General features: G+C 39.3%; 15 protein-coding genes and 1 other annotated feature. Of the genes, 7 read left to right on the forward strand and 8 right to left on the reverse strand.

Annotated elements, in window-relative coordinates; translation table 11 throughout:
• The first annotated feature begins 6 nt into the window (after positions 1 to 6).
• Positions 7 to 324, forward strand: a complete 318-nt coding sequence (gene trpR / locus PR725_RS11685; RefSeq protein ID WP_004914745.1) for a trp operon repressor — start codon at positions 7 to 9, stop codon at positions 322 to 324.
• 365 nt (positions 325 to 689) lie between these two features.
• On the opposite strand, the gene yjjX is transcribed toward trpR, so the two are convergent.
• Complete coding sequence (gene yjjX, locus PR725_RS11690) at positions 690 to 1,226, reverse strand: inosine/xanthosine triphosphatase (protein WP_004914743.1); 537 nt, start codon at positions 1,224 to 1,226, stop codon at positions 690 to 692.
• Positions 1,227 to 1,278: 52 nt separating this feature from the next.
• On the opposite strand from yjjX, the gene gpmB reads away from it, so the two are divergent.
• Positions 1,279 to 1,926 carry a 2,3-diphosphoglycerate-dependent phosphoglycerate mutase GpmB gene (gene gpmB / locus PR725_RS11695; protein ID WP_102138956.1) on the forward strand — a complete coding sequence of 216 codons (648 nt, stop codon included), beginning with the start codon at positions 1,279 to 1,281 and terminating at the stop codon, positions 1,924 to 1,926.
• A 43-nt stretch (positions 1,927 to 1,969) separates the two neighbouring features.
• Here gpmB and robA read toward each other — a convergent pair whose 3' ends face one another.
• Positions 1,970 to 2,884: an MDR efflux pump AcrAB transcriptional activator RobA gene (gene robA / locus PR725_RS11700; RefSeq protein ID WP_004914738.1), complete on the reverse strand. Its 915-nt coding sequence runs from the start codon at positions 2,882 to 2,884 to the stop codon at positions 1,970 to 1,972.
• Between the two features lie 185 nt (positions 2,885 to 3,069).
• Here robA and creA point away from each other — a divergent pair, with 185 nt between their 5' ends.
• The gene (creA, locus tag PR725_RS11705; RefSeq protein ID WP_004914737.1) at positions 3,070 to 3,546 is read left to right on the forward strand and encodes a protein CreA; all 477 of its coding nucleotides are present in this window, start codon (positions 3,070 to 3,072) and stop codon (positions 3,544 to 3,546) included.
• A gap of 110 nt (positions 3,547 to 3,656) precedes the next feature.
• Here the strand turns inward: creA and arcA are convergent, their stop codons facing one another.
• Positions 3,657 to 4,373 carry a two-component system response regulator ArcA gene (gene arcA, locus PR725_RS11710; RefSeq protein WP_004905684.1) on the reverse strand — a complete coding sequence of 239 codons (717 nt, stop codon included), beginning with the start codon at positions 4,371 to 4,373 and terminating at the stop codon, positions 3,657 to 3,659.
• 1,078 nt (positions 4,374 to 5,451) lie between these two features.
• Between arcA and thrL the strand changes: the two genes are divergently transcribed.
• The 4 genes from thrL to thrC all read left to right on the forward strand — a co-directional run bounded on the left by thrL (position 5,452) and on the right by thrC (position 10,296).
• Positions 5,452 to 5,520 carry a thr operon leader peptide gene (gene thrL, locus PR725_RS21870; RefSeq protein ID WP_071548816.1) on the forward strand — a complete coding sequence of 23 codons (69 nt, stop codon included), beginning with the start codon at positions 5,452 to 5,454 and terminating at the stop codon, positions 5,518 to 5,520.
• Positions 5,459 to 5,580 (forward strand) — a sequence feature (Thr leader region). Its footprint overlaps the gene before it by 62 nt.
• Before the next feature lie 24 nt (positions 5,581 to 5,604).
• Complete coding sequence (gene thrA / locus PR725_RS11715) at positions 5,605 to 8,064, forward strand: bifunctional aspartate kinase/homoserine dehydrogenase I (RefSeq protein ID WP_109911987.1); 2,460 nt, start codon at positions 5,605 to 5,607, stop codon at positions 8,062 to 8,064.
• 3 nt (positions 8,065 to 8,067) lie between these two features.
• On the forward strand, positions 8,068 to 8,997 hold the full coding sequence (thrB, locus tag PR725_RS11720; RefSeq protein WP_109911848.1) for a homoserine kinase: 930 nt from the start codon (positions 8,068 to 8,070) through the stop codon (positions 8,995 to 8,997).
• 3 nt (positions 8,998 to 9,000) lie between these two features.
• The gene (gene thrC / locus PR725_RS11725) at positions 9,001 to 10,296 is read left to right on the forward strand and encodes a threonine synthase (RefSeq protein ID WP_109911849.1); all 1,296 of its coding nucleotides are present in this window, start codon (positions 9,001 to 9,003) and stop codon (positions 10,294 to 10,296) included.
• A 126-nt stretch (positions 10,297 to 10,422) separates the two neighbouring features.
• On the opposite strand, the gene PR725_RS11730 is transcribed toward thrC, so the two are convergent.
• The 5 genes from PR725_RS11730 to PR725_RS11750 form a co-directional block, all read right to left on the reverse strand.
• A complete protein-coding gene (locus PR725_RS11730; protein ID WP_004914728.1) occupies positions 10,423 to 11,070 on the reverse strand; it encodes a hypothetical protein in 648 nt (215 codons plus the stop codon).
• A gap of 56 nt (positions 11,071 to 11,126) precedes the next feature.
• The gene (locus tag PR725_RS11735; RefSeq protein ID WP_004914725.1) at positions 11,127 to 11,342 is read right to left on the reverse strand and encodes a hypothetical protein; all 216 of its coding nucleotides are present in this window, start codon (positions 11,340 to 11,342) and stop codon (positions 11,127 to 11,129) included.
• Positions 11,343 to 11,557: 215 nt separating this feature from the next.
• The gene (locus tag PR725_RS11740) at positions 11,558 to 12,025 is read right to left on the reverse strand and encodes a hypothetical protein (RefSeq protein WP_272569119.1); all 468 of its coding nucleotides are present in this window, start codon (positions 12,023 to 12,025) and stop codon (positions 11,558 to 11,560) included.
• A 114-nt stretch (positions 12,026 to 12,139) separates the two neighbouring features.
• Positions 12,140 to 13,525, reverse strand: coding sequence for a Cu(+)/Ag(+) sensor histidine kinase (locus PR725_RS11745; protein WP_004914721.1), 1,386 nt, complete (start codon positions 13,523 to 13,525; stop codon positions 12,140 to 12,142).
• Positions 13,518 to 14,201: a heavy metal response regulator transcription factor gene (locus tag PR725_RS11750; protein WP_109911851.1), complete on the reverse strand. Its 684-nt coding sequence runs from the start codon at positions 14,199 to 14,201 to the stop codon at positions 13,518 to 13,520. The genes PR725_RS11745 and PR725_RS11750 overlap by 8 nt, the downstream gene beginning before the upstream one ends.
• Positions 14,202 to 14,233: the final 32 nt, after the last annotated feature.

Consider the following 14,233-nt stretch of genomic DNA (forward strand, 5'->3'; position numbering starts at 1 on the left):
TAAACGATGACAGCAAATCAACACCAAGATCCGGCTCTAACAGCCGATGAGAACGCTGACTGGCTGCGCTTTGTGAATTTATTACAATTGGCATTTGAACAAGATATTCATCTGCCAGTTCTTCAGTTATTACTCACGCCAGATGAGCGTACAGCGTTAGCGACTCGCGTTAAAATTGTGCAAGAACTGATGCGCGGCGAAATGAGCCAAAGAGAACTGAAAAATGAGCTAGGCGTGGGAATTGCGACTATTACGCGCGGGTCAAATAGTTTGAAGTCAGCGCCTATTCCTGTGAAGGAGTGGTTGGAGCAACAACTCCTCTAAAATATTCGTCATACTTCGTACTGTGACGTTGTTGACTGTTCTCAGCTACTCGGGTCACATACTTGTGTATGCTCCCCGAGCTATCCTCGTTGGTCGCCTAGTCACAGCACGAATTATTTAGAATATAAATACGCGTCATATTTCAAATTGTAGGGGTGGCTGCGTTTGCTAACCCTAGTCACATACTTGTGTATGCTCCTAGGGCTTAGCGCCACTTGCCGCCTACCTACAATTCGAACTATTTAGTGTATTGGTATTGGTCATATTTCAAATAAATAGGCACAAAAAAAGTATGGTTTCCCATACTTTAGTGTGAAAAGAGTGGTGTTTAATCGCACATGCAATTTTAATTATTTTAAGTATAATTAATCTTCTACTTGGTTTAGCTCTTTATAAATTTCATGCTTAATGGGAACCAAGGCCAATATCAAGGCTTGTTGGTAAACACTGGTGCGAGTTAATACCCCGTCAGTGAAAAAACCAATGGCACCACCTTGTTGTTTGATATTATCGATGCCTGTTAAAAAGGCCATTTCATCACCGAGTTCACGGCCTTCACGAATACCCGCCAGAATTTTTTCTGGGATCATAATACTGGCAGAGCGAGACTCACCGCGTATTTGCTTATGCTCAATCACTATCCAAGCAAATGTCATATCGTCTTCGATACCCGCTTCAATACCAACCCAAAAATCCGCTTCAGGGCGAACTTGCCGAGAGGCCATGACGCGCTGTCTAGCCCCAGTACGGGTTTCATTATTACCGATAGGTTGCTGTGGAACGCTGCTATCGACATTAATATCTTCAATTTGATAACTGCCAGCCCCAAAAACAGCATCGAAAGCAAGATGGATCGCTTTAATTTTGGCAGGATTAGTCGTTGCAGCTATAACTTGGTACATTAATTATTTTCCTTTGAACACATACTTCGAAAAGTAATAACGGAACACATCTATGTTACAGGTTTATCTTGTTCGCCATGGCGAAACTGAATGGAATTTAGCTCGTCGCATCCAGGGACAATCCGATAGCCCTCTGACCGCCACTGGACGACTGCAAGCAAGGCAGGTGGCTGAGAGGATAAAGTCAGAAGGCATTACCCATATTATCACTAGTGATATGGGACGCACACTGGAAACTGCACAAATAATTGCAAGTGTATGCGGGTGTGAAATTACCACAGAACCGCGTCTACGTGAACTAAATATGGGCGTTCTTGAGCAAAGAGCAATAGAGTCGTTAACGCCAGAGGAAGAACAGTGGCGTAAAAGCTTAATTGATGGCACACGTGGAGGACGAATTCCAGAGGGTGAATCGATGGAGGAGCTGTATACACGCATGTTTGCAGCACTAAATAGTTGTTTAGATTTGCCTGAAGGGAGTCGCCCACTGATTGTTAGTCACGGCATTGCGTTAAGTACGTTAATTAGCCGTATTATGGGGGTTCCTGCCTATTCAGAACGCCGCTTACGTTTACGTAATTGTTCACTATCTCGTGTTGATTACCAAAACAGCCCATGGTTGGCGAATGGTTGGATAGTTGAAACAGCTGGTGAGGTGACACACTTGTCGCAGCCTGCTCTCGATGAACAGCAAGGTTAACGATTTAGAAAAAGGAGTTTCAACAAACTGAAACTCCTCTACTTTAAGGTGTTGCGGTCGAACCTGTTTTGATTGGGACATAATAATCAAAGGTATCGATATGTGTTTTTGGGTCATCATTTTCTGGGGTGATATGACGTAAATCGATATTTTTTAATCGATAATGTTCGATGTCATAACCAGGACGACGCGTTAAATTCAGCTTAGGCAGATATACACCATAAATTTGGTATAAAAACTCTTGTAATGCATCTCGAGTTGGTGTGCCGTTGAACGAAAATTTAACATAATGACCACTTGGCAACGTTAAACTTGTGTATTGGTCAGTGTTAAAACTTGCATCTTCGGGTCTTACCGCAGTGGTATAAAACACCGTTTGTTCATCTTCTTTTTCTGGATTATGAATGGCATGGTGCAAGCCAAAAACTTCTGACGCAATAGTCGTCGTATTATCCAAATAGTAGTGCCAAAATGTCTGGCGCATTTGCGAACAGGCCGTTGACCACTCTTCTAACGCATAAGAACAACTTTGTTCCAAGCCAACCAGCTCTTGCGCTGGCATTTGCAAGAATTCATGTTCAATATTCGTGTGATTATCTAAAATAATCGGTGGGCAAATTCCTGCTGCACACCATTCTTCACTTCGGCGGTAAAAAGCAGGGGTTAGGTTAAATTGCTTTTTAAAGGCTCGAGTAAAAGTTTGTTGCGAATCAAAACGATACTGTAACGCAATATCAAGAATTGGTCGGCTTGTTAGCCGCAATGCCACAGCTGCACGAGAAAGCCTTCTGGCTCGAATATAAGCACCAATCGCTTGGTCAGTCACCTCTTTGAACATTCGTTGTAAATGCCATTTAGAGTAGCCAGCTTTTGCTGCAACATTATCCAGTGAGAGTGGTTTGTCTAGGTTGTCATCTATCCAGCGAAGCAAGTCGCGAATAATATTAGTTTGATCCATGTATATCCCCAGCCAATGCGACTTATAGAACAGATATAATCTATCAATGAATTGCTATTCTATATCAAGTTATCTTTTTCGTTTATAGTAAATGAGTTGTATTTGATAATTAGTTAAGAAAGTGAATAATAAGTCTCGTTTTACTACGAAGTTTTACCGATTTTTAGTTGAATAGGGAATTCAGTATGCGTCGTTCCAGATTAAAAAATATCGTACTTGCAGCATTATTATCAGTGTTGCCGGGCATCACATTTGCTGAAGAAATTGGTTCAGTCGATACTGTTTTTAAAATTTTCGGCCCTGACCATAAAATTGTCGTTGAAGCATTTGATGACCCCGATGTTGAGAATGTGACTTGTTATTTAAGCCGTTCAAAAACAGGGGGAATCAAAGGTGGCTTAGGTTTAGCAGAAGATACTTCTGATGCTGCAATTTCATGCCAGCAAGTTGGGCCGATTGAGTTAAATGACCGTGTCAAACGCAAACCAACGAAAGGGCAGGTTGTTTTTCAAAAACGAACATCTTTAGTTTTCAAGAAATTGCAAGTTGTACGCTTTTATGATCCTAAGCGTAATGCATTAATTTATTTGACTTATTCAGATAAGATGATCGATGGTTCTCCAAAGAATGCGCTGAGCGCAGTACCGATTATGCCTTGGTGATCACAAAATAGTTGAGCCGCTATACTCGCAATAAAAATCACTCGCAAATAAAAAATCCGTTGCCAGAAAGACAACGGATTTCGATAACCAGTAAATAATTAGCTTTCTAATTATTCGTCTAAATCACCACAGAAACGATAGCCTTCACCGTGGATAGTAGCGATAATTTCTGGTGTGTCAGGTGTCGATTCAAAATGTTTACGAATACGACGGATCGTTACGTCAACAGTTCTGTCGTGTGGTTTTAATTCACGGCCAGTCATTTTTTTCAGCAGGTCTGCACGAGTCTGAATTTTTCCTGGGTTTTCACAGAAATGCAGCATCGCACGGAATTCACTACGGGGTAATTTGTAGTGCTCACCGGCAGGGCTGACTAATGAACGGCTGTTGATGTCTAATTCCCAACCATTAAACTTATAGCTTTCCACTAAACGACGCTCTTCCGTACCACCCGCTAAATTCATTGTACGGGACAGTAAATTGCGTGCACGAATAGTCAGTTCGCGTGGGTTAAATGGTTTAGTGATATAGTCATCAGCACCAATTTCAAGGCCAAGGATTTTATCGACTTCGTTATCACGTCCTGTTAGGAACATTAACGCAATGCTTTCTTGTTCACGAAGCTCACGAGCAAGTAATAAACCGTTTTTTCCTGGTAAATTAATATCCATGATGACTAAATTGATGTCGTGCTCAGAGAGAACGTTATTCATCTCTTCGCCATCAGTTGCCTCATGAACCACATAGCCTTCCGCTTCAAAGATGCTTTTAAGCGTATTGCGTGTGACAATTTCATCTTCAACAATCAAAATGTGTGGGGTCTGCATAGTTGCTACCTAAAGTATTAAAATAAAAATACTGAACTCACAAGCCGTTTCCAGTTAGGTGGTTATTGATATTGTTCTCTGGAAAAAACGTTTATGAGTATAAATTTGTTTTGAAATTCAACAGTGACATTATGTTGCCATTTTAGGCAAAAGACTTTAACTGCAAGTCAAAATGTAAGCACTTTCCCAATATTGTACTGTTAACAGCAATATAACAGCTAATACTGCATTTACCACCTAAAAAACTAACTTTTGTTGATACATATCAAAATCAATTGTAGCACGTTAACAAAAATTGTTAGGCAGATAATTATATAAATTAATGCGGTGTTTAGGAATCAGATAGCGTCTAAAAAAGGGGAGTAGTTGATGCATAGGGTATGCTTCGGCTTGGTATCAATGAATATAGTCTTCAATGAGTTAAATATACCATTATAAATAATGTTTAATTTGTGACTTACCTCCAATTTCGAAATGTTATTTTGCTACAGAAAAAGGTGAAAAATTTATCTTGCTAGAGATAACGGGGTGTAAATATTTAGTTTGTGATTTTTTGTTTCATTTAATTAGGAGAAATACTTATTTTATTTTGCTGTGACTATTTTTTAACAATTTCATAGCATTTGTTTGTAATTTAAACGAATGAAAAAATCATAAAATTAAGTATCAATACTGACTTGTGTAATGGTGCCTATGTATTGATGAACATGGGGCAAATGATAAGAAATATAGCTGCTAAATGCATTGATTAAGTGGGTCATTGTTGTTCATATTTTCATTTTGATTTTCTTCACAAGAAATCGCTAAAGGCTATCTGTTTTGCCTATTTAATAGGCAATTTCATTTCTGGCTAGGTAAAAAATTATTTAACTTAAAATTTAAGTTTTTTTGGTTTTTAATACCATCATTGGTGTGATAGGTATCTTTTTGTGAATGTGTTTTTCGCGCTGATAGATAATTTATCAAATAAAAAAAGAGTTTTAAAAGGGATGTTTTGCAAATAAATTTGACAAAATATACCAATTGCTTTAACCGTATAGGGAGAAACTTAAAAGAATCTAAGAGACAGACAGAATCTATGCGTAATATCAGCCTGACTATTATTATTACCACCACCACCGTAACCACAGGAAACGGGGCGGGCTGACGCATCCAAAAAATAAAAATGAAAAAGCCCGCATACTTAACCGATGCGGGCTTTTTTTTGGTGTTAATTCAGGAGAGAAATACCATGCGTGTGCTTAAATTTGGCGGTACTTCGGTTGCAAATGACGAACGAGTACTGAATGTTGCTGACATCGCTGAAAGTAAACTAGCAGATGGACAAGTGGCTTTGGTGTTATCCGCGCCAGCAAAAATCACTAACCATCTGGTTGCTATGATTGAAAAAACGGTTGCAGGACAAGATGTCATCACGCATGTTAATGATGCTGAAATGATTTTTGCTAACCTTTTAAAAGGATTAAAAGAAAAACAACCCGGTTTTGAATATGACCGTTTAAAAAAATTGACAGAGCAAGAATTCGCACAAATCAAACAAGTACTGCATGGTATTACTCTTCTCGGACAATGTCCTGACAGCATTAACGCAGCCATTATCTGCCGTGGCGAGAAACTCTCTATCGCCATTATGGAGTCGGTGCTAAAAGCACGCGGCCATAATGTGACAGTAATTAACCCTGTAGAGAGCTTACTCGCGAAAGGCCATTACCTTGAGTCTACCGTTGATATAAATGAGTCAACAAAACGCATTGCTGATTTAAATATACCGAAAGATCATTTTGTCTTAATGGCGGGCTTCACTGCAGGTAATGACAAAGGTGAATTAGTGGTATTAGGTCGTAATGGGTCTGATTATTCAGCTGCAGTTTTAGCGGCATGCTTACGGGCTGATTGTTGTGAAATCTGGACTGATGTAGATGGGGTTTATACTTGTGACCCGCGTTTAGTACCCGATGCACGCTTGTTGAAAGGTATGTCATATCAGGAGGCCATGGAGTTATCCTACTTTGGTGCCAAAGTTCTCCATCCTCGTACCATCGCCCCAATTGCTCAATTCCAAATCCCTTGCCTGATAAAAAATACCACTAACTTAAGCGCTCCGGGGACTTTAATTGGTGATGGTCAAACTGACGATAGCACACCAGTGAAAGGGATCACCAACCTGAATAACATGGCGATGATTAACGTATCTGGCCCCGGTATGAAGGGAATGGTGGGTATGGCTGCACGCATTTTCTCAGTCATGTCTCGTAAAGGGATCTCGGTCGTCCTGATCACGCAGTCTTCATCAGAGTACAGTATTAGCTTTTGTGTCCCGCAAAATGAATTAGTGAGAGCACGTGCCGCACTAGAAGAAGAGTTTTACTTAGAGCTGAAAGATGGCGTACTTGATCCTCTGGATGTAATGGAACAATTGGCGATTATTTCAGTTGTGGGTGACGGCATGCGCACGTTGAAAGGCATTTCCGCGCGTTTCTTCTCCGCTTTAACTCGCGGTAACATAAACATTGTCGCTATCGCACAGGGGTCTTCCGAACGCTCTATTTCCGCCGTTATTGCCAATGAGTCAGCCACAACAGCGGTACGCTTATGTCACCAAATGCTATTTAATGCGGAACAAGTTATCGAGGCCTTTATCATTGGTGTTGGTGGCGTTGGTAATGCATTAATTGAGCAAATTCACCGCCAGCAACAATGGTTAAAACAAAAGCATATTGATTTGCGTGTATGTGGTATTGCTAATTCACGGGCAATGTTAACGGATATGCAAGGGATTGATTTAGATAACTGGAAAGCGGAGCTAGCGGAAGCGAAAGAGCCATTTAGTTTAAGCCGTTTAATTCGCTTAGAGCGTGAATACCATTTCTTGAACCCTGTCATTATTGACTGCACATCAAATCAGGAAATTGCAGAGCAGTATGTCAATTTCTTGAAAGATGGTTTTAATGTGGTCACACCAAATAAAAAAGCCAATACTTTGTCGATGGATTACTACCATCAGTTACGTGCGGCAAGTGAAACATCGAAACGTAAATTCCTCTATGACACTAACGTAGGCGCGGGCTTGCCGGTTATTGAGAACCTGCAAAATTTATTGAATGCAGGGGATGAACTGGTTCATTTCAGCGGAATTTTATCCGGTTCTTTATCATTCATCTTTGGTAAGTTAGACGAAGGCATGTCTTTATCCGAAGCCACAACACTCGCTAAAGAAAAAGGTTTTACGGAGCCAGACCCTCGTGATGATTTATCGGGTATGGATGTGGCGCGTAAATTGTTAATTTTAGCCCGTGAAGCAGGTTATGACTTAGAGTTACAAGATATTGAAATTGAACCTGTTTTACCAACGGATTTTGACAGTAGTGGCGCAGTGCCTGAATTTATGGCACGCCTACCACAATTGGATGAACAATTTGCGCAACGTATAAAAGCCGCAGAAGCAGAACAAAAAGTGTTACGCTATGTTGGATTGATTGAAGAAGGACGCTGTCAGGTTAAGATTGTTGCCGTAGATGGTAATGACCCTCTCTTCAAAGTTAAAAATGGCGAAAACGCACTAGCTTTCTATACACGCTATTACCAACCAATTCCTTTAGTATTAAGAGGTTATGGCGCAGGTAATGATGTTACTGCGGCTGGTGTATTTGCGGATATGCTGCGTACCCTTTCATGGAAATTGGGAGTTTAATAAGTGATTAAAGTTTATGCACCGGCTTCAATTGGTAATGTGAGCGTCGGGTTTGATGTCCTAGGGGCAGCAGTTTCGCCTGCAGACGGTTCACTATTAGGTGATTGTGTAACAGTTGAAGCGGCAGACACCTTTTCGTTGACGAATAAAGGCAAATTCGTTGCTAAACTTCCGAAAAAGAATGAGCACAATATTGTTTACCAATGTTGGCAGCTGTTTTGTGAGCGTCTTGGTCAGCCATTAAATGTTGCGATGACGCTTGAAAAAAATATGCCAATTGGTTCAGGGCTCGGTTCTAGTGCCTGCTCTGTTGTCGCCGCATTGATGGCGCTAAACGAATTTGCAGAGAAACCATTTGATGATACCCAACTGCTTGGCATGATGGGGGAACTGGAAGGGCGTATTTCTGGTAGTGTGCATTATGATAATGTCGCACCGTGTTTTTTAGGTGGTTTACAACTGATTATCGAGCAAAATGGTATTATTTCACAGCCTGTACCTGCATTTGAAAATTGGTATTGGGTTATGGCCTATCCAGGAATTAAAGTATCAACAGCGGAAGCACGTGCGATCCTGCCTGATAGCTACCCACGTCACGACATTGTAAACCATGGTCGATACTTATCAGGGTTCATTCATGCATGTCATACAAACCAGCCGTTACTTGCAGCAACGATGATCCAAGATGTTGTTGCTGAGCCTTATCGTACACAACTATTACCGGGTTTTGCGGCAGCGCGCCAGAACGCAAAAGAAATAGGTGCATTGGCGTGTGGTATCTCTGGCTCTGGGCCAACACTATTTGCTATTTGCGATGAGAAACATATCGCTGAAAATATGGCGAGCTACTTGCAACAACATTATATTCAGAATGATGAAGGCTTTGTGCATATCTGCCGTTTGGATCTGGCCGGGGCAAGGACAATAGGGTAAATAATGAAACTGTATAATTTAAAAGATAACAATGAACAAGTAAGTTTTGCGCAAGCGGTTAAGCAAGGGTTAGGGAAGCAACAAGGCTTATTCTTTCCCCAAGATCTGCCTGAATTTAGTGCGGCTGAAATCGACGAATTATTAAAATTAGATTTTGTCACACGTAGCAGCCGTATTTTAAGTGCTTTTATTGGTGATGAAATTCCATCAGAAGAGCTAGCAGCGAGAGTTAAAGCCGCATTTGCTTTTCCTGCGCCAGTTTCTAAAGTTGAAGATGATGTTGCAACGTTGGAGCTATATCATGGGCCAACGCTCGCATTTAAAGACTTCGGTGGCCGCTTTATGGCTCAGGCGTTAGGTCAAGTCGCTGGTGAGCAACCTGTGACCATTTTGACGGCAACTTCAGGGGATACCGGAGCGGCAGTCGCTCACGCATTCTATCGTCTTAATAACGTGCAAGTTGTTATTCTCTATCCAGAAGGGAAAATCAGCCCGCTGCAAGAAAAACTCTTTTGTACACTGGGTGAAAATATTCATACGGTTGCGATTAAAGATGACTTCGATGCGTGTCAGGCATTAGTAAAACAGTCATTTGATGACGAAGAGTTGAAAAAGGCGCTGTACTTAAATTCAGCGAACTCGATCAATATCAGTCGTTTACTTGCTCAGATCTGCTATTACTTTGAAGCGGTCGCGCAGATCCCAGCAGAAAAACGCGATCAACTAGTGATCTCGGTTCCGAGTGGGAACTTTGGGGATCTTACGGCAGGTTTATTAGCCAAAGCAATGGGCTTACCTGTCAAACGCTTTATTGCAGCGACTAACGTAAATGATACTGTGCCGCGTTACCTTGTTGATGGACAATGGAAACCAAAGCAAACTGTGGCTACATTATCGAATGCCATGGATGTTAGTCAGCCGAACAACTGGCCTCGTATTGAGGAGTTATTCCGCCGTAAAGGTTGGTCCCTTGATGAATTAGGCCATGGGGTTGTGAGTGATGAAGTGACTAAAGAAACAGTACGTGAATTAGATAAAAAAGGATATTTATCTGAGCCACATGCTGCGGTTGCTTATCGTGTGCTGCGTGACCAGTTGCAAGAAGGCGAATACGGGCTGTTTTTAGGTACGGCACATCCAGCTAAGTTTAAGGAAAGTGTTGAAGAGATCCTTAATAAGGCCATACCTTTACCAAAAGAGTTAGCTGAGCGTGCAGAGCTACCGCTACTTTCACACTTTTTACCATCTGACTTTACCCAATTACGCACATTTTTAATGAAATTAGCACCTAAGCAATAAAGAATATGTGGATACGAAAAACGGAAGCAGAAGCTTCCGTTTTTAATGATAAGACCATTTATTGTTAAGGTAATTATATGGTTTCATATTGCCACATCACTTATTCACAGCTAATGAATTTGCCTATTAGAGTGTACTGATGCCGTCGAGGCCATCTCTACCACCATCTGAACCACCGCGTCCCCCTTTACCGCCTTGGCTGCCATTGCCACCATTGCCGCCATTTCCACCTCCAGAACCATTTCCACCATTGCCGCCATTCCCACCATTACTTCCCCCATTCCCCCCGTTTCCTCCATTCCCATTCATTGTGCCATTGCCGCCATTACCACCATTGCCGGTTCCATCACCATTTCCCCCATGGCCACCGTCACCACCGGTAACACTACCATGGCCACCATTTCCACCGTTACCATTACTGCCAGCTTCTGCATTTCCACCGTTACTACCGTTGCCGTTATTTGAACCTGTTCCGCCATTTCCACCATTTTGACCATCACCACCTTGCCCGGCCTGACCACCTAATCCACCTTGACCATGACTTCCATTTTGGCCATGATTTCCGTTTTGCCCATGGCTTGCAAAGCTAAGGATCTTAGAATAATAATATTGACCATTTAATATCGAACATATTTTATTATTAACGTCATTAATAATAAGTTCATTTTTTAACGAACAGTTAGATGTAGTATTAAATAAGGAATGAGAATAACTTGAGATGGAATAAGAGCTAATTAATAACAGACTTAATGAAATGCAAACCTTATGATTCATGTATTTCTCCTTTCCCCCTCCAAAAAGAAGGGGGAGAAATTTAATATTGAGATAAATTAATGACCATGTCCGCCATTGCCGCCGTTACCACCATTGCCACCATGACCACCGTTGCCACCATTACCACCATTACCACCGTTTCCACCATTATGTAGTGAATATTCGGCAGAAAAAGTCATTATATTTTTTGATGATAATTGAGACTCTAAGGAAGTTGCAGATGCTAGTGTTGAAAATAATAATGATGCGATAATAATAGATGCTTTGTACATAATAAATCCTCATTGGAAAGTTTAAATGAATGTGTACTGCAAGTGAATTGTAATTCACAGATTCGAATAATCAATAAAGGATTTATTTATTTAGGTAATAAAAAATGTAATAGGGTAAATCATTATAATAAGCTTTAAACTTACTATAATGATTTTCCGATTAAAATAGACTTTTGTTTTATTTAATTGAACTAAATAATTTTATTTAAAACTAATTATTTGTTATCTTTTGATATTTTCATAATTTCATTTTGAATTGGTGCCGAAGAGTTATTTTTATTGAAACTTAGCATAGTAATAGCCTTCTCACTTTCATTCATATCGGAAAATAATTTAGCCGTTTTTACTATCGGTTTTTTATAGTTAGGTGATTGCTTTTGATGGCGGCTGATCATATTCAGTATTACTGGAGATGTGTTATTTTGAATAAAATTCAATGCAGTAGCAGCTTGAGTATGTTCATCTAATTGAAGAAATGACTGAGGTGAGTTAATTATATTCTTGCCAGAAATACCCGCTTGCTTCAAATGGTTATTAATCGATTTTAGATTGGAATAAGAGGTATTATTTTCAGTGAAACTGAGAGCAGTTGCTGCATTATAATGAATTTCTTTTTCTGTTTGAGCTGCTGTTACATGTGTTGTTACAGCAGAAATCGCTAAAGCAAAAATAATTTTTTTCATTGTGAATCCTTATTAAGTTAAATAATTTATCTTATAACTATAATAAGGCTTTATTTCTGTCTGAATACTGACAACAAAATGACAAAATTGCCATTTATAAAGAAATTTTTAATTTTATTTTATAGGTAAAAATACAGTGAAACGTGTTGAAAAATCATCTGATGTTACAGTGATCCTGCCTTTATGTGCTGATACAATCGATTTGACGATAGCTAATCCGATACCGCTTCCTTCATTTTTTCGTTGTCTTGATTTATCCACGCGATAAAACCTATCAAAAAGTTTAGCTAAATGTTCTTCTGGTATTTTTATACCAGGGTTGCTGATGATTAATTCAATTCCCTCTTTTACATTTGAAATATTAATACTGATAGAATCGCCTTTTGGGGTATAGCGGATAGCATTTGAGATTAAGTTAGTAATCGCTCTCCTTAACATGTCTTTATCGGCCATAATAGAGGTTGTTTCACCAATCAGCTTGAGTTTTATTTCATTCTCTTCTGCGAGATATTCAAAATAATCAAATATAAGCTCTATTTCAGTTTTAATATTAATCATTTTTTTCTCTGGAATAAGCCTATTATCATCTGCTTGAGCAAGAAAAAGCATGTCAGATATCATTCGTGATAGACGGTTATATTCTTCCAAATTAGAATATAACACCTCAACTAACTCTTCTTTACTGCGGTTTTTACTCAGAGATATTTGAGTTTCAGTCATTAAATTAGTAATTGGCGTACGCATTTCATGGGCAATATCTGCAGAGAAATTCGTTTGCCTTACAAAAACATCTTCAATCTTTACTAACATCTGATTAAATGATTTAGTTAATTGCTTTAATTCATTAGGCACAGAGTCAGGGTCTAAACGAACACTTAAATTTTCAGAGGTTACATTCTTTATTTCATCGCTAACTTCTTTAAGTGGCTTGAGGCCTTTGATAACTAAAAAATAAACAACTGCAATAGTAAATAAACACAGTAAAATCGCACTGATTATCAGGTTATATATGAGAGAGCTAAGATAATTATGATGAAAATTAAGAGAAAGAGCCGTTACTAGGCGGTATTGCTGTATATCATTGGAGCGATATACCTTAATTTTACTTTCGGCTAATCGATAACTTTCAAGATATTGATCTGCATTATCTTTAGTCGAGTCATAATTTTTTAGGCGAGAAATGAGGTCTACAGTTGCATTTGAGGAAGTCAGGACATTCCCATTTTGATCTATGAGGTAGACAACCAAATCTTGGTGTTCATTCAAAATAGTTCTGATACGTGAAAATTGTTCATCTTGTGAGTTAGTTTTTTCACTTAATAAACTGCGAATAGTGAGATTTATTTGGCTCAATGTATATTCATCTTGCTGTTTGAAATGTAACATAACTGAATTGATCATGATCGAGCTAAATAATAATAAAGCGAGGGAGAGGGTAATACTGATTAAAACAATAAGACGAATTGAAATAGAGACAGGAGATCGAAATAACTTAATCATTTTCAGGGATCTCAAGTAAATAGCCCATTCCTCTGATGGTATGAATCAATTTAGGTTCATAGCCTTGATCTATTTTAGCTCTCAGTCTTTTGACTGCAACATCAATGACATTGGTATCACTATCAAAATTCATATCCCAAACTTTTGAGGCTATTAGAGAACGAGAAAGAACTTCACCTTGGTGAAGAATAAAAAATTCCAATAAAGAAAACTCTTTACTGGTGAGTATAATTTTATCATTTTCACGGGTAACGCGCCGTTTGATCAGATCAACATGCAAATTAGCGATGGTAAATTGTGTTTTTTGGATGCTGTTATTGCCTCTGCGCAATAAAGTTCTCACTCGGGCAAGTAGCTCAGAAAAATCAAATGGTTTAACGAGATAATCGTCAGCACCTAACTCTAACCCTTTGACTCGATGTTCAACATTACCTAAAGCAGTAAGCATGAGTATTGGTGTATTTTTTCCTACACTGCGTAATTTTTTTGCAATCTCCCAGCCGTTAATATCCGGCAACATCACATCAAGAATAATTAAATCATAGTCTTCAGTTGTGGCCATATGCAGGCCTGTAATGCCATTTTCGATTGCATCAACAATAAACCCGGACTCACTTAAGCCTTTAGATAAGTATTCTCTCGTTTTATGTTCATCTTCAACAATAAGTAATTTCATCTTAGACCTAGCAGACAGGTAAACAATACTGC

It is taken from the genome of Providencia sp. PROV255 (assembly GCF_028478065.1).
In the GTDB taxonomy this organism is placed as follows: domain Bacteria; phylum Pseudomonadota; class Gammaproteobacteria; order Enterobacterales; family Enterobacteriaceae; genus Providencia; species Providencia rettgeri.

Excerpts from the sequence above, each read along its gene's own strand:
- gpmB (WP_102138956.1), top strand. The coding sequence starts at position 1,279 with ATGTTACAGGTTTATCTTGTTCGCCATGGCGAAACTGAATGGAATTTA.
- trpR (WP_004914745.1), top strand. The coding sequence starts at position 7 with ATGACAGCAAATCAACACCAAGATCCGGCTCTAACAGCCGATGAGAAC.
- PR725_RS11730 (WP_004914728.1), bottom strand. The coding sequence starts at position 11,070 with ATGAATCATAAGGTTTGCATTTCATTAAGTCTGTTATTAATTAGCTCT.
- arcA (WP_004905684.1), bottom strand. The coding sequence starts at position 4,373 with ATGCAGACCCCACACATTTTGATTGTTGAAGATGAAATTGTCACACGC.
- PR725_RS11740 (WP_272569119.1), bottom strand. The coding sequence starts at position 12,025 with ATGAAAAAAATTATTTTTGCTTTAGCGATTTCTGCTGTAACAACACAT.
- yjjX (WP_004914743.1), bottom strand. The coding sequence starts at position 1,226 with ATGTACCAAGTTATAGCTGCAACGACTAATCCTGCCAAAATTAAAGCG.
- thrA (WP_109911987.1), top strand. The coding sequence starts at position 5,605 with ATGCGTGTGCTTAAATTTGGCGGTACTTCGGTTGCAAATGACGAACGA.
- robA (WP_004914738.1), bottom strand. The coding sequence starts at position 2,884 with ATGGATCAAACTAATATTATTCGCGACTTGCTTCGCTGGATAGATGAC.
- PR725_RS11735 (WP_004914725.1), bottom strand. The coding sequence starts at position 11,342 with ATGTACAAAGCATCTATTATTATCGCATCATTATTATTTTCAACACTA.
- thrC (WP_109911849.1), top strand. The coding sequence starts at position 9,001 with ATGAAACTGTATAATTTAAAAGATAACAATGAACAAGTAAGTTTTGCG.
- creA (WP_004914737.1), top strand. The coding sequence starts at position 3,070 with ATGCGTCGTTCCAGATTAAAAAATATCGTACTTGCAGCATTATTATCA.
- PR725_RS11750 (WP_109911851.1), bottom strand. The coding sequence starts at position 14,201 with ATGAAATTACTTATTGTTGAAGATGAACATAAAACGAGAGAATACTTA.
- PR725_RS11745 (WP_004914721.1), bottom strand. The coding sequence starts at position 13,525 with ATGATTAAGTTATTTCGATCTCCTGTCTCTATTTCAATTCGTCTTATT.